The following is a 13,743-nucleotide window of genomic DNA, read 5'->3' as shown; positions in this document are numbered from 1 at the left end:
GAGTAGTCCGGCACCGACCAGTCGAGCCCCATGAGCTTCAACAGGCTCGCCACGAAGCCCGTTGTCTGGCGAAGCGGCAGGCCGAACAGCACCTTGATGGTCAGGCACGCTTGGATCGCCGCGTCCGAGAAGGTTTGCTGCCGCCCCTGCTTGCCCGAAGGCGCCGCGTGCCAAGCCATGCCCGGGTCGAACCAGACCGTCAGAGACCCGCGCTCACGCAGCGACGCGTAGTAACTCGACCCGTTCAGGGTGCGGCAACGGGTGGGCGCAGGCTTGGACATGCCGGACAGCTATGTCGCTGGACTCACGATGTGAATCCCACGCAGGCTTTCTGCAACAAGGCCGTAGGCACCGTCTGCGGTGACGCTGCCGATCTCGACCTCCGGCGGGATCTGGTCCAGCAGGTCGGGCAGTACCGGCGCATCTCCGATGTGGCTCCCGGTGACCTCGGCGGCTCGGATCTCCAGCGTTTCCTCGTCGATCCCGAGGTGGATCTTGCGCCAGACCCGTCGTTTGGGACCACCATGCTTGCGAGCGTGCCACTCGCCTTCGCCCTCGACCTTGATCCCGGTGCTATCGATCAGCAGGTGCAGCGGGCCCTTCGATCCGCGATACGGGATGGCCACGGCCAGCGTCTTCTGACGGCGGGACAGCGTGCTGAAGTCAGGGACCGACCAGTCGAGGCCGACCAACCACAACAGGCTTTCGACAAACCCAGTCGTCTGCCGCGTCGACATCGTGCTCGAACCGATGGCGCATTGATGTCGACCATGCCGAACAGCACCCTTATCGACAGGCAGGTTTGAATGGCGGCGTCGCTGTAGGTCTGCCGTCGGCCACGCCTGCCTGTCGGAGCGGCATCCCAGCCCATCTCGGGATCGAACCAGATCGTCAGCGAGCCCCGGCTCTTGAGCGCTTCATTATAGGCTGGCCAGTTCCTGGTCTTGTAGGTCGGGGGTGTCGGTCTGCTCATGCAGCCCAGCTACCATTATTGATCCACGAGATGAATCCGTCACAGGATTTCTGCAACAGAGCCGTGCGTCCGGGGAAAGGGGAAGTCTGGGCTTGCCGCTACTTGCGCAACAAAGCCGCTGGAGGGCAAAGATCAGATGCAGCACCCCGGTCGCCCTTGCGGGTGGCCAGGGTTTCTCTATGCCCGCTCGCAAAGGCGAACGGCAGAATTGGATCGCGGAGCGGCAGCGCCGCCTTGCTTTGTTTCGGGTTCCCAAGGCCTGGCAATTCTTACTCCGCTGCCCAGAAATCGTCCTCGAGATCCGTGAAGAGACTTTTGGGAATCATCGCGTGAATACCCTTGGTCTGATCCACGATCTGACTTACTTCGAGATCCACGCCGAGGCTCGTGAGCGAGTATGCGTCGAGCGTCGATAGCCCGAACTCCGCCCCCAGGAAGTCGATGCTTTCGCGCACGGCGAGTTCGGCGGCCATGTTGAGGTCCGGATCGAGCCCCATCGAGATGTAGTGGGATGGCGTCTCCACCCTGGGAAAGCCGATCTCCATATCTTTGTGCAGTATGAACTCCGCGGTGAGCGTCAGCGGAGCTTCAACCGCCGTGAGGTTTACCTCCCCGTCGCCCTGCGCCGCGTGGCCGTCCCCCGTTGAGAACATCCCGCCCTCAATCAGTACAGGCAGATAGAGCGTTGTTCCTGCGACGATCTCTTTGAGATCCATGTTGCCGCCATAGCGCCCAGGCGGCACGGAGGACACTCGCTCTGACGCGGCAACTCCCATGATGCCCATGAACGGCGCCAGGGGTAGTTCTATGGACTCGTTGAATGCGATGCTGCCGGTTTCGACATCGATGTCGAAGACCCTCTCGTAGCCCTCGTCGGGGACGAGGTCTGGCAGTGCGCCACCGGTGGTCCTCGAGATGTTCACTCCGTAGAAAGGTGAGCGGACCGCGACGTCATAAACGCGGATTTCGAGCACGTCCCCGACTTCCGCACCCTCGATCCGTATCGGCCCGGTCAGGATATGTACGCCTTCGTTCTCGACCTCGGCGAGAATATCGATCAGATCGGCGACCGCATCGACGGGCTCGAGGCCAAGCCGCTCCACCGCGCCTTCGGGATCCTCCTTCGAAAAGCCCACCGCCGTCACTGTTTCGACGCGGACGACGTCTCCGGACGCGATGGTCAGGACCGGATCGAGGTCAGGGGAGAAATACCCCCAGTGGACCGTCTCAGGGGTCGCGGCGAGGACATGATCGGGCTCGGAGGGGCCTGATTGAGCGAAAGCGACACCGGAAGGCGCGACCGACAGAAGGCAGGCGGCAGCGTGCGTGATCCGCTTCGATAATGGATGCATGTCCGGGTTCTCCGTTCTGGGTGAAAGATCGAGCGCCATCGGGCTACACCGGGGGCTGCTCTCGTTTCGGCTGTGCGACCAAGGGTCACAACCCGGGCGGCGAGCGTGATCCAGGCATTCGGAGCGGGCGCCGAAGAAAGCATCGATGGTCGATCCCGATGCCCGATAAGTGCGCTCGTTTCGGCAAGGCAGCGACTCAGGCTGGGACCTTAGCTGCCGTTGACCTTTGCTCTCGATGCCACGGCGCGGCTCGCCGAACCCGACCTTCGCCGCAGCCGCAAGATTGAGGAGAAGCCGAACTCACACTCTGCGGGGCAAGGTGTGAGTTCGCTGCGGCTGGGGCGAAAGTCCGTTGCAGCCCGGTGTACTTTTGGAACGAAAATCAGCGGTCGTCTCAATTTTTGCGAGTGGCTCGGTTTACGAGCGTTTCCCAAGGTCTCATCCTCACCGTATGGTTCCGGAGCCAAGCGAGGAAAATATGGTCTACAGTCCAACGCATGAAAATCTTAGGCGCTACGGCACTCCGCTGCTTGCCCGGTTGCTCGTCCGAGCTGCTGCGGAACGCTCTGCGCTGACCTATGGCCGGGCAGCTGAGATATTTGAAGCCGCTGGTCCGTTCTCAAAAATCCTTTTTTACGGAAATGGGTTTGCCCGCAGGCGACCTAATGGATCGTATCCATGAATGTTACCCAGATGCGCCACTACTAAACGTTCTCCTTGTCCGACAGGATACGCGCTACCCAGGAAATGGAGCCGGTAGTTATCTCGCACAGTGGTTTGGAAAGAAGGCACTTGCAAAAAGGGATGCATAGTCGATGCGCCCGAAACTTTGGAGCAAGCACTGCGATCGCGCGATTAGTGAAGTCTACGCCTTCAAGGGATGGAATGAGGTGATTCAAAACGTTTTTGGCTCTATCGCAGTACCAGATCGAGTTACGCCCGTTGAGCAGGACGAAATTGGAGGTGGCGAGGGTAAGTCTCACAGGGAGCTTCGCCTATGGGCGATGGCGAACCCCGGCGCAATTGATCGGCACTGTGCGGACTACGGAGCGTCTACGGAGGTCATTCTGTTATCTGGGGATCGTGTTGACGTTATCCTGCAAGGACCAGAGGAGACGGTATGCGTCGAGGTGAAGTCTCATATTTCGAATTTTGCTGATTTGGAACGCGGACTCTACCAGTGCATTAAGTATCGTGCCGTAGCTGCGGCCACGGACGCTCGAAAGACCGCTCCAGTCCGTGCCATTCTCATAACCCAGACGGAGTTGCCCGGGCACCTCCGCGATTTCGCTAAGCTGCATAAGATCGATACCAAACTAATCAGGCATCCTTTGCCGAAGTTTGATTGATGGAACGATTGCTTGCGCCCATATGAAACAGCCGAGCGAAACGGCACATTTGTTGCAATAGCGCCCTTATGGGTTTCCCGAACGCTTTAATGGGCGTATCTAAAGCCATGTGAAACATCATGCTGCATCCGCGGTATGGTCTGCCCAAGCGGTCAGTCATGCGATGCGCAGCATCGGCAAGATGGGCTCTAAGCCGGCCTGCGACGGTGCGGCGGGTCAAAGTCCTCAACGAGAGGGAGGCCCGGCCCTTTCCGGTTATACAGCAATATCTTAGCAAATGTTGGGTTTGAGCCGCCGGTGTCGAACCGCTTCATCGATCTCTATCTTGAGTGATATCGGCCCTCTTGACCAACTTGCGTTGCGTCACCACTATATGTGGTATGTCCACGGTGTCCATGGCGTCCGACGTGAAGCTGGACCTGTCCATGAGGATCGTGCGCCACGGAGACCTCGCCAAGGTGGCTGTTGCCGCTGAGGTGTCTGTCGTCGCGGCCATGCCGTGCGAAGAGGATGGGTGTCCGTCAACGGTCGGGATTGTATGAGCGGAGGACCCGAGCGAAGAAAATGGCGAAGACGCTATTCGAAGAAGTCAGAAGCGAACAAAACATTTTTTCAGCCTGGCGACATGTCAAGCGCAGCGCTCTGACCTCAGGCAATGCCGATATTCGCGGCAAAGCCTCCGAATTCGAGCATGCTCATCAGCGCCATCTAAGGCGCATCATTAGTCAACTGCGCATGGGCAAGTTTTCTTTGATCCCGTCGAAGGCGTCCTGAAGGACAAGCGCAGGCGTCTTGCAACGGGCAAAGATCCTCGGCCCATCGCAATATCCACTATCCAGAACCGCGTCGTGCAGCGGGCAATCTTACAGGTTCTACAGCCAAGGAAGGCGCTTGACCTTCGCGACCCGGACACTCGATACGAGACAATTCGCGACGAAAGGCTGGGGCGCGTCAACGACGTCAACCGATCCAAGTATGGGGTGGGAGGGCTGATCTACCCTCATGGCGGCGTTCGCCCCGCCATCGAGACAATCATGGCAGCAATCGACGGCGGCGCAAAATTCTACTTTCAATCCGACATTCAGGCATTTTTTACCAAGATCCCGACAGACCAGGTAATTAACATCCTTCGGCGAGAAACCGGAGACGAAGCATTCGTTGACCTGTTCGCGAGGGCTCTTGAGGTTCACTTGGCGAATAAAGATGAACTTTTGGGCTACGCGCATCTGTTTCCGAAGGGCGGAATCGGTGTTGCCCAGGGGTCTTCTCTTTCGGCCTTCTCGGGAAATGTGTTGCTTTACGACATGGATCAGAAATTGAATACCATGAGCGTGACGGCAGTGAGATACATCGACGACATTCTCATGGTCGGTGCAGACCATTCATCTATCGACGCCGCGAAGGCGTATGCCGAGAAAACCTTGGCAGACTTTGGCTTCGGTCTTTACACACCCGCAGATGGCTCGGAAAAGGCCGCGCAAGGCGAGTGTAACAATTCCATCAATTTCCTCAGCTGCACACTCCAACCCAAGCGGTGCGTCCCCAGCGCAAAGTCTATCGAAAACATGAAGGAAGTCGTTAGAGAGACGCTTGTAGCTTCGAAAAGTACGATCAAGGAGGCGCTGGCGAAGGGAACCGCTTTAAACCCTAAGCAGTCTCAGAGCGCAGTTTTACACACTTTAGGTGAGCGCATCTATGGATGGCAAAAATCCTTCGCCTTTTGCAATCAACGTCAGCCCTTCGAGCATCTCGACGTATACGTCGCGAAACAGATCGCAGACTACCACGGCGTAATCGTTAGGCAGCTTGGGAAGGCCGATCATCAGACCAAGGCAATGATACTTGGCGTCCCTTCAATAGCAAATATGTTCGACCTTACGCGAGTAATACCTGCGAAACTATCACACTGAGCTTGTAGGATTTGGCAGCATTCTGGGCACAGCGGACATTCGACAGAGCCGCAGCGAAAGTCGGCGATCGTGTCCCACGGCATGGTGTAGCTCTTGGCTGGCGCGACAGATGTCGGCGTTGCCGCGCTGATCAGCTCGTCTGCGCGGCAGGCGGGCTAACGATGGCATCGTCGCAGACCGGCGCGAGGGTTTCCAGCGTCACGTTGCGGCCGCGTTGGACAGTCCATTCCTCAGTCTCCTCCATCAGGATTGCGCCGACCAGACGACGGATCGAGGCTTCGTTCTAAAAGTTTTCGACGACATCGGTGCGCCGCTTGATCTCCCCGTTCAGGCGCTCGATCGGGTTCGTCGAGTGCAGCTTCGCCCGGTTTTGCTGGGGGAAGGTCATGTAGGCCAGGACATCCTCCTCGGTCAGGTCGTTAGCCTTAGATCCCGAGATAGGCCCGCCTGACCCGGTCGTCGCCGCGCAGGTCCTCCGCCGTACCGTCCAGCACCATCCGCCCGTTCTCGAGCACATAGGCGCGGTCGGCGATGTCGAGGACCTGCTTGACGTTCTGCTCGACAAGGAGGATCGGCATGCCGGTATTGGCCACCTTGCGGATCGCCCGCATGGCCTCCTTTACGACGATCGGGGCCAATCCGAGGCTGGGCTCGTCCATTAGCAACATGCGCGGCCGGAGCATGAGACCCCTCGCGATCGCAACCATTTGCTGCTGTCCACCCGAGAGCTCGGCCGCGCGCGCCTCCGAGAACCGGGCCAGGTCGGGAAAGAGCGCTTCCACCTCGGCGAGCGTTTGGTCCCGCTTCGCCCGGGCCTCGGGCAGGGTCGCGCCCAGGAGGAGGTTGTCGCGCACCGTCATCTCGCCGAAGAGCTGACGCCCCATTGGGATATGGGCGAGCCCGCGGCGGGCCATGCGGTGGGGGCGACTGTCTGCAACCCGCTCCCCGTCGAAGCGGATCTCGCCCTTCTTTTGGCCGATCATCCCGGACACCGCGCGAAGGATCGTCGACTTGCCGCTGCCGTTACCTCCGACCAGCCCCACCAGTTCCCCGGGACCGACAGACAAGGATGCCCCGTACACGACCGTCAGCGCGCCGTAGCCCAGATCGACGTTACGGACGTCGAGGATCGGTTCGTCCATCACTCCGTCCCCAAATAGGCTTCGATCACCGCAGGATCCGACGTTACCGCATCGGGCTTCCCCTCGGCGATTACCGCGCCAGAGGCGAGGACCACGACATGATCGGCGAGTTGCATCACCGCCTCGAGTATGTGCTCCACGAGCACGATCGCCATGCCCTCGCCGGACAGGTCGCGCAGGAATTTGATCATCTCTGCCAGTGCCGGAGGGTTCAGCCCTGCCATGACCTCGTCGAGAAACAGGATCCGGGGCTCCAACGCGAGCGCCTTGGCCAGTTCGAGCCGCCGCCGACGCGCCAAGTTAAGGTCTGAGGCGGGTTGATCCGCGCGATCAGCCAATCCCACCCGGTGCAGCGCTGAGCGAGCCACGGCCTCGGCCTCCGCTCGTCCGGGATGGCGCAGAAAAGCGGGGACGAGCACGTTTCTCAGCACGCTCAGATCCTCGAAGGGCCGTTCGGTCTGGAATGTACGTGCCATGCCCAACCGTGTCCGCTCGAAAGGCGGCAGGCCTGTCACGTCGCGCCCCTCCAGTTCCACCCGTCCAGCATCCGGCTGCACGAAACCGGTCAGCGCGTCGAAGCAGGTCGTCTTGCCGGCGCCATTCGGCCCAATCAGCGCCACTACCTGACCGGGCGCGACGGACAGTTCCACGGAGTCCACCGCGGTCAGTCCCCCGAACCGGACCGTCAGGTCATTCGCCTTGAGTAGATTGGGCATACCGCCTCCGTGCGACGCCGCGGATCAGTTCGGCCACGAGGCCCCGGGGAAAGAACAGCACGACGATCAGGATGAGGATGCCGTAGATGAGCAGATTGGCCTGCGCGAAGGTGGTGCGGAAGATTTCCCCCGCCCCCACGAGCAGCACCGCACCGGCTGCGGGGCCGAACACCGTGCCCCGCCCGCCGATGATCGAGGTCAGGGCTATCTGCACCGACAGGAACAGATAGAACATGACGTGCGGTTCAAGGTAGGAGAGAAAGATCCCGTAGATCCCGCCTCCCACGGCGGTCAGGGCCCCCGATAGCATGAAGGCATGCAGCTTCGTTGCCGTAGGGTCGATCCCCGCCGCCATGGCGGAATTCTCGTCCTCCCGCACGGCACGCATTCTGTAGCCAAACCGACGCTCCGACAGGATTGCCACGAGCGCAATCGTGCCCAGCGCAAAGGCCAGGGCCATCCAGTACTGGGCCTCGCGGGAGAACAAGTCGATCCCGAACGGCTCTGGCAGGGTCGAGATGAACACGCCGATCGCCCCGCCTGTCAGCCAGTCCTCGTTGATCGCAACCATCCTCAGGATCTCGGCCACCGCAATGGTGGAGAGGGTGAAGTACGGCCCCGCGAGGGAGAAGGTCAGTCGCCCCCAACACCAGGCCAGCCCCGCCGCGAGCGCTGCCGCCACGGGAAGGCCGAACCAGGGCGGGACACCCAGTTCGACCTGGCCCAGGGCGACGACATAAGCGCCCAGCCCTACGAAGGCTGCATGGCCGAGGCTGACCTGGCCGCACCAGCCGCCGGCGATGTCCCAAGCCGTGGCCCAACCGGCGAAGAGTAGAACCGTGACCGCCACCGATAGCATGCCGGGCATTGCGAAGGGATAGACGAGACCCAGAACGGCAAGCCCTGCGAAGATGATCCAGACGCGGCTCATGCGCGCTTCGTCGTCCGTCCGAAGAGGCCTTCGGGACGCAACAGCAGGATCGCCAGGAAAACGATCAGGCCATAGGCGTCGCGGTATTCGGAGGCCAGGTATGCTGTTCCCAAAACCTCGACGATCCCCAGGATGAGCCCCCCCGCGATCGCCGCCCAGACGTTCCCGAGCCCCCCGAGAACGGTCACCACGAACGCCTTGAGCGTGAAGATTGGGCCGAGGTTGGTCGGATTGGCGAAGAGGAGTGGGATGAGGGCCACCCCTGCGATCACGGCCAGCGACGTTCCCAGCCCGAAGACCAAGGAATGGATCCGGCGCGTGTCGATCCCCACCAGCTCCGCGCCCAGCCGGTTCGACGCCGTCGCCTTGACCGCCCGACCAGTCTCGGTGCGCGACAGGAACAGCCAAAGCGCCGTGATCGCCGCCAGGGTCATAAGTCCCGCCGCCAGGAGGACGACCGACACCCGGACGGATCCGACCGCGAGGGTGGTGGCGGCATAGGGCACATTGACCGATTCCGGTTCAGGGCCCCAGATCAGGAGTAGGCAATTGCCGATTATGAGAGATAGGCCCAGCGTCGCCAGCAACGTCGTCTCGGGCGGGGCCTCAACCAGCCGTGAGAGCACGAACCGCTCTATCAAAACGCCCCCGATGAACGCCGCCGGGACCGCAACGATCAGTGCGGCATAAGGGTCCCAGCCGATTGCTGAATTGAAGGCCACGGCCCCGTACATGCCCAAGACGGTGAAGTCGCCATGGGCGAAGTTGATCGTCCGCATGACCCCGAAGACGAGGGTAAGGCCGATCCCGATCAGCGCATAGACGCCCCCAATCAGGAACCCGTTGGAGACGTTCTGCAGAAAGGCCGTCGTGTCCAAGACACTCTCCCCGTTTCCATAAACCTGCAGGGGGCGGCTGCCCCCCGGGGATCCGGACGCCTACCGCTCGGACCAGGCGGGGACGGGGAAGCGCGGATCGCCCGCGCTCAGCTCCTCGGGATAGATCGTGACGTGCGCCCCGTCCTGGATCTGCAGGATCAGGTCCTGGATCGGGTTCTGGTTCTGAAAGCCGTCGTAATCCTCGAAGGTGACGCTGGTCACGGGCGTTTGGAAGTCCGAGATCCCGTCCAGCGCTTCGCGAACCTCCGTCCGATCGGTTGAGCCCGCCTGACGCAGAGCCTCGGCTGCGACCATCAGGGCCAGGTACCCCTCGGCTTCGTAGAACGAGGGCTCGGCCCCCGACTGGGCCTTTAATCGCTCGTAGAGGTCTTGCGTACCCTCGTACTGCACGTCCTTCGACCAGTCGACGGCGGTCACGACGTACTCCGACAAGTCCCCCGTCTGCTCGATATATGCCGGCAGCGCCGCCGCGGTGTCGATTGCGATGATGCTGGCCGACAGGCCGACCTCGGCCATCTGCCGGATGATCGCGATGCCGTCGTCGGCGTAATTGACCAAGAACAGAATGTCGGGTTCGGCCGACAGGAAATTATTCAGGATCGGTCGGAAGTCGCTCACCCCCTGGTCGTAGGAATTGTCGGCGACCACCTCGTATCCACGCTCCTCGGCCTCGCTCCGCGCAATCTCGGCCAAGGCGGTGGGAAAGGCGCTGTTGCCATAGAGCATACCGACGCTCTGGAGTTCAGTGTCGGGATGCGCCGTGCGCATGGCGTCGAAGAAATCAAAATAGGTTTCGCCGATGATGGTGGTGTTGTGCTTGGCGCGGAACACCCATTCCGACCCCGGCTTGGTGATCGCGTCGTCGGCGCTGCCCAAGACCACGAGGGGCACTTCGCGCCGGTTGGCGATCTGAGCCATTGGCCCGGTGATCGAGGAAGCGTAGGAGCCCAGCACCAGCGGAACGTCCATCCCACCCAGTTCTTCCAGCGATGTGATCGCGTTGCGGGCTTCGGAGGCATCGTCCCGAACCACGAGACTGACGGTTTCCCCATCGATGCCGCCGTTCTCGTTGATCTCATCGAGCGCCACCTGCATCCCGTCGCGATACCGCTCTCCGAATGTAGCGAAGGCCCCGGAGAGGGAGTTCACGACTCCAATGCTGATTTCGGCGTGGGCCGCCGGAGCCACGAGGCCCGCAGCCACCGCCACGGCCGAGGTAACGGTCGTCATCGCTCTCATGATCATCGTCTCGCTGCTGGAAGTCCGGCTTTCCCACCGGTTAAGAAGGATAAGAGCAAGTGTCCGGGAGAATGTCAAACCTGGGCCGCAGAAACGCGAGACCCTCAATATGACCCTCCCTCCCGATCCCCTCGCCGATGGATTATTGGCCTTTGAACAAGCGTTGCGAGCGGGAACGACCACATCCCGCTCCGCGACGGAAGCTTATCTTGCCCGCATCGAAGCGCTAAATTCCGGGTTGGGTGCGTATAGGTACGAGGCGGCAGAAGCGGCTCTGGCCGATGCGGACAGGGTCGACCGGGCGCTCACGTCGGGCCGCGATCCCGGGCCTCTGGCGGGCCTGCCCATCGCGATCAAAGACCTCTTCGTAGTCGACGGGATGCCTACCGGCGCCGGCACGGATCTCGACGTGTCCGACATCGTGGGTTACACCGAGGGGCCGCTCGTCCGCCGCTTGCGGGACCTGGGCTGCGTCTTTTTAGGCAAAACCCGTACAGTCGAGTTCGCCCTCGGAATCGCCGGTGTCTCGTCGCCGCACGGCACCCCTCGCAATCCCTGCGACGGGGATGTGGTACGTATCCCGGGTGGATCGAGTTCTGGCTCCGCTGTCGCGGCCGCTGCTGGCTTGTGTGCGTTCGCAATCGGTTCGGACACGGGCGGATCGGTGAGAGTTCCGGCCGCACTGTGCGGGACGACGGGCATAAAGCCGAGCCAGGGGCATTGGTCGGCGGATGGTGCGTTTCCCCTCGTCCGGCATCTCGACACACCTGGCCTCCTGATGCGAGACCCGCACGACGCTGCTCTCGTCGCCGCGGCGATCGACGGGATCACACCGACGGCAATTCGTCTGGACCGCACCACCTTCGCCGTTCCCCGTGATTACTTTCTCGATGGCTTGGAGCCCGCCGTGGAGCGCGCCTTCGAGCGCGCTTTAGAGGCGCTCCGAATGCGCGGCGCTTCGATCCGGGAAATGAACGTGCTTTCCGGAGCCCGGAACCGGGAGTCATATTTCCCCGCCGTCTTGGGCGCTTCAGCCGTCGCCGTCTTGGGGCGAGAGCGCTACGCAGCGAGTCGTCACCTGGTGGATCCTGTTATCCGGCGCCGGATTGATGCCGGGCTGGAAGTGACTGGGGACGCGATCCTATCCCTTGAATGGGAACGCCAGACGACAATGGCAGAAGCGGCGCACCAGTTGACGGATGTTGATGCCATTCTTACACCAACTGCGGCGATTACGGCGCCCCCTCTCTCAGATTTCGATGACGCTGAGATCGCCTATCGCCATGCTGTCGATCTCTCGCGCAACAGCCAACCGGGAAATTATCTCGGTCTGTGCGGGGCATCGGTTCCAGTTCACCGGTCAGATGAATTGCCTGTCGGGCTGCAGATTATGGCTGCTCCCAATACCGATCACGCGCTCTACGGGCTGGTGGCTTCAATCGGGGAGGCAATCAGTCATGCAGGTTGAAGCAGTAACGCGCATAGTAGTCAGCGTTTCAGGCAGTTTTACCGTTCCGTAAGCGTGGGGCCAGCAGGCTGATACGAAGTATGGAAGTGGCCTGCCCCCTAAGAAGTGTTCCTCCCTGAAGTAGGCTCTTGAGCCAGATGGAGGACGAAAGAATGGGACAGATCTGAGCCGGATCAGGGATCGATACCCCGTCGGAGCGCACAAGCCGGAAGAGATCGTCGAGAAGTTGAGGCGGGTGGACGTGCTGGGATCGCAAGGCCGATCGGTGGCCGAGACGGTGCAGTCGATCGGGCCGACGCAATTCACCTACTACTGGTTGCGAACGAAGTTCGGCGGGCTGAAGACCGAGCGAGGGCTCTGTCGCGCGAAGCGTATGGAGGGTGGAGGTTCCCTTTCCTTGACTGCTGTCAGTCGACGGGCTGCGTGATGAGGATGCCGAGTGAGGTGAAGCGGTTGAGGATGGCGATGCGAACCTGGGGCTCGGTGGTCTGACGATCGAAGCCGCAGGACATGAGCTTCTGGCTCAGAAGCTTCATGCAGTTCATCTCGGTCTCGACGTGGCTGCGGCGGTGGTAGCCGCTTCAGCAACGATAGATTGTGCGGCCCACGCGTCCGATGGCGCGCAGGACTTCGTTTCGTCCAAGGGCGCCGGGGCTGTCTTTTTTCCTTGGCTTGGCGTTGCGCGGGGGTGGGATGATGGCTTCTGCTTCACGGCTCGCTATGGCATCCGTGCAGTACGGAAGCCCGGCCAGAAATTCGAGCACCTGCGCGCGCAGCAGCTTCCTGCGCAGTACCGCTCGCTCCGAGGCATCCGCCCCGTGCAGCTGAAACACATTCTTCGCCAGATCGAGCCCGACCGTGATAATTTTCGAAATGACCGCTCCTCCCGTGGGTCTTCGCTGACCCACCTTGGCACATCGGATGCCGTAGGGGGGGGCGACACCATCGAGGCATGGCGACAATACGGTACATATCCTGCTGGTCAGCTCGGCGGCTCGGGGATCACTTGAGGCGCGAGCAGAGGTCCGCGTCCGCCCGGGATCCTACGGCAAGCTTGAAGAACGCCGAACTCGTGGCCCCTTCCATGACCTGCCTGCCAGCATTCAGCCAGAGATCTTGCGTCCTCGCAGGTGAAACCCGTCGTCCGTAAATCGCATCCAACGCGACCGTATCCTTACCGCTCGAGCCATCGCGTCGCAGTATCAGGCTGGCGGTAGATGCCGAGACGTCTTTTGACGAGCTGCACCACAGACCATTCGTCATCCGCTCGATCGCCCTTCTGCCGCATCACCGCGAAAGCCTTGCGTCGTGCGACACCGGCCGCGATCCTGCCGTGCTCGGCGATGAGCCGGTCGACATTGGCACAGAGTCTGGCGCAGCGTTCAAACCAAGGGCGAAAAACGGCAAGCAACATGCCGGACATCGTGCTCTGCGGTGAGAACCGCCTTGTTGCGCAAATCTCCTGACGGAGGGACTTCCCCTTTCTTCGTTTGAGGTCAGCCGACGGGCTGCGTGACGGGGATGCCGAGGGCGGTGAAGCGGTTGAGGATGGCGATGCGAACTTGGAGTTCGGCGGTCTGGCGGTCGAAGTCGCGGGACATGAGCTTCTGACCGAGGAGCTTCATGCAGTTCATCTTGGTCTCGACGCGGCTTCGACGGTGGTAGCCGGACCACCTTCTCCAGAGCGTCCGACCGAAGCGTTTGATGGCGCGCAGGGCCTCGTTTCTCGCACCTGCCCCCGGGCTGTCTTTCTTCCATGGTTTG

The 13,743-nt window shown here is 61.3% G+C and carries 12 protein-coding genes and 6 pseudogenes; 5 read left to right on the top strand and 13 right to left on the bottom strand.

The annotated features are described in order from the left end of the window. The 3 genes and pseudogenes from LX81_RS20685 to LX81_RS20675 all read right to left on the bottom strand — a co-directional run. Nucleotides 1–281: transposase (locus tag LX81_RS20685; protein ID WP_211322852.1), on the bottom strand; the 281-nt coding region annotated here is incomplete at its 3' end. A gap of 63 nt (nt 282–344) precedes the next feature. Next, nucleotides 345–973, bottom strand: a pseudogene (locus LX81_RS20680) (IS5 family transposase); the annotation flags it as partial. A gap of 269 nt (nt 974–1,242) precedes the next feature. Further along, nucleotides 1,243–2,325: an acetamidase/formamidase family protein gene (locus LX81_RS20675; protein ID WP_170134072.1), complete on the bottom strand. Its 1,083-nt coding sequence runs from the start codon at nt 2,323–2,325 to the stop codon at nt 1,243–1,245. 815 nt (nt 2,326–3,140) lie between these two features. Here LX81_RS20675 and LX81_RS21990 point away from each other — a divergent pair. From LX81_RS21990 to LX81_RS20660, 3 genes are all read left to right on the top strand, one after another. Then, entirely contained in the window at nt 3,141–3,674 is a 534-nt protein-coding gene (locus tag LX81_RS21990) for a hypothetical protein (protein ID WP_146259506.1), read from the top strand. Nucleotides 3,675–4,238: 564 nt separating this feature from the next. After that, on the top strand, nt 4,239–4,448 hold the full coding sequence (locus LX81_RS22615; protein WP_211322851.1) for a hypothetical protein: 210 nt from the start codon (nt 4,239–4,241) through the stop codon (nt 4,446–4,448). Beyond that, entirely contained in the window at nt 4,445–5,584 is a 1,140-nt protein-coding gene (locus LX81_RS20660) for a reverse transcriptase domain-containing protein (RefSeq protein ID WP_505804919.1), read from the top strand. Before LX81_RS22615 ends, LX81_RS20660 begins: the two co-directional genes overlap by 4 nt. 130 nt (nt 5,585–5,714) lie before the next feature. Here LX81_RS20660 and LX81_RS20655 read toward each other — a convergent pair. The 6 genes and pseudogenes from LX81_RS20655 to LX81_RS20630 form a co-directional block, all read right to left on the bottom strand. Then, nucleotides 5,715–6,002 (bottom strand): annotated as a pseudogene (locus tag LX81_RS20655) (transposase); the annotation flags it as partial. A gap of 7 nt (nt 6,003–6,009) precedes the next feature. After that, nucleotides 6,010–6,726, bottom strand: coding sequence for an ABC transporter ATP-binding protein (locus LX81_RS20650; protein ID WP_234822775.1), 717 nt, complete (start codon nt 6,724–6,726; stop codon nt 6,010–6,012). Further along, the gene (locus LX81_RS20645) at nt 6,726–7,442 is read right to left on the bottom strand and encodes an ABC transporter ATP-binding protein (RefSeq protein ID WP_111539157.1); all 717 of its coding nucleotides are present in this window, start codon (nt 7,440–7,442) and stop codon (nt 6,726–6,728) included. Before LX81_RS20645 ends, LX81_RS20650 begins: the two co-directional genes overlap by 1 nt. Further along, nucleotides 7,417–8,373: a branched-chain amino acid ABC transporter permease gene (locus LX81_RS20640; protein ID WP_111539156.1), complete on the bottom strand. Its 957-nt coding sequence runs from the start codon at nt 8,371–8,373 to the stop codon at nt 7,417–7,419. Before LX81_RS20640 ends, LX81_RS20645 begins: the two co-directional genes overlap by 26 nt. Further along, nucleotides 8,370–9,251, bottom strand: a complete 882-nt coding sequence (locus LX81_RS20635) for a branched-chain amino acid ABC transporter permease (RefSeq protein ID WP_111539155.1) — start codon at nt 9,249–9,251, stop codon at nt 8,370–8,372. The genes LX81_RS20640 and LX81_RS20635 overlap by 4 nt, the downstream gene beginning before the upstream one ends. A gap of 60 nt (nt 9,252–9,311) precedes the next feature. Continuing rightward, nucleotides 9,312–10,511, bottom strand: coding sequence for an ABC transporter substrate-binding protein (locus tag LX81_RS20630; RefSeq protein ID WP_211322849.1), 1,200 nt, complete (start codon nt 10,509–10,511; stop codon nt 9,312–9,314). Between LX81_RS20630 and LX81_RS20625 the strand changes: the two genes are divergently transcribed. Both LX81_RS20625 and LX81_RS20620 read left to right on the top strand, forming a co-directional pair. Continuing rightward, nucleotides 10,510–11,979 carry an amidase gene (locus LX81_RS20625; RefSeq protein ID WP_211322848.1) on the top strand — a complete coding sequence of 490 codons (1,470 nt, stop codon included), beginning with the start codon at nt 10,510–10,512 and terminating at the stop codon, nt 11,977–11,979. The genes LX81_RS20630 and LX81_RS20625 overlap by 2 nt on opposite strands. A gap of 172 nt (nt 11,980–12,151) precedes the next feature. Continuing rightward, nucleotides 12,152–12,331, top strand: a pseudogene (locus tag LX81_RS20620) (IS3 family transposase); the annotation flags it as partial. Between the two features lie 55 nt (nt 12,332–12,386). Here LX81_RS20620 and LX81_RS23000 read toward each other — a convergent pair. From LX81_RS23000 to LX81_RS20605, 4 genes and pseudogenes are all read right to left on the bottom strand, one after another. Further along, nucleotides 12,387–12,713 (bottom strand): annotated as a pseudogene (locus LX81_RS23000) (IS5/IS1182 family transposase); the annotation flags it as partial. Next, a pseudogene (locus tag LX81_RS20615) lies at nt 12,699–12,854 on the bottom strand (IS110 family transposase); the annotation flags it as partial. The pseudogenes LX81_RS20615 and LX81_RS23000, both read right to left, overlap by 15 nt. A 299-nt stretch (nt 12,855–13,153) precedes the next feature. Beyond that, nucleotides 13,154–13,402: a hypothetical protein gene (locus LX81_RS20610; RefSeq protein ID WP_146259505.1), complete on the bottom strand. Its 249-nt coding sequence runs from the start codon at nt 13,400–13,402 to the stop codon at nt 13,154–13,156. A gap of 73 nt (nt 13,403–13,475) precedes the next feature. Next, nucleotides 13,476–13,743 (bottom strand): annotated as a pseudogene (locus tag LX81_RS20605) (IS5/IS1182 family transposase); the annotation flags it as partial.

The organism is Palleronia aestuarii, from assembly GCF_003253995.1.
Classification (GTDB): domain Bacteria; phylum Pseudomonadota; class Alphaproteobacteria; order Rhodobacterales; family Rhodobacteraceae; genus Palleronia; species Palleronia aestuarii.
Note: the sequence above shows the minus strand (reverse complement) of the source record. Positions and strands in the feature narration are given on the sequence as shown.

What these genes read in the sequence shown, in the direction of transcription:
- LX81_RS20675 (WP_170134072.1), bottom strand. Translation starts at nt 2,325, where the DNA reads ATGCATCCATTATCGAAGCGGATCACGCACGCTGCCGCCTGCCTTCTG.
- LX81_RS20640 (WP_111539156.1), bottom strand. Translation starts at nt 8,373, where the DNA reads ATGAGCCGCGTCTGGATCATCTTCGCAGGGCTTGCCGTTCTGGGTCTC.
- LX81_RS20625 (WP_211322848.1), top strand. Translation starts at nt 10,510, where the DNA reads ATGATCATCGTCTCGCTGCTGGAAGTCCGGCTTTCCCACCGGTTAAGA.
- LX81_RS20645 (WP_111539157.1), bottom strand. Translation starts at nt 7,442, where the DNA reads ATGCCCAATCTACTCAAGGCGAATGACCTGACGGTCCGGTTCGGGGGA.
- LX81_RS21990 (WP_146259506.1), top strand. Translation starts at nt 3,141, where the DNA reads ATGCGCCCGAAACTTTGGAGCAAGCACTGCGATCGCGCGATTAGTGAA.
- LX81_RS20650 (WP_234822775.1), bottom strand. Translation starts at nt 6,726, where the DNA reads ATGGACGAACCGATCCTCGACGTCCGTAACGTCGATCTGGGCTACGGC.
- LX81_RS20630 (WP_211322849.1), bottom strand. Translation starts at nt 10,511, where the DNA reads ATGAGAGCGATGACGACCGTTACCTCGGCCGTGGCGGTGGCTGCGGGC.
- LX81_RS20610 (WP_146259505.1), bottom strand. Translation starts at nt 13,402, where the DNA reads ATGTCCGGCATGTTGCTTGCCGTTTTTCGCCCTTGGTTTGAACGCTGC.
- LX81_RS22615 (WP_211322851.1), top strand. Translation starts at nt 4,239, where the DNA reads ATGGCGAAGACGCTATTCGAAGAAGTCAGAAGCGAACAAAACATTTTT.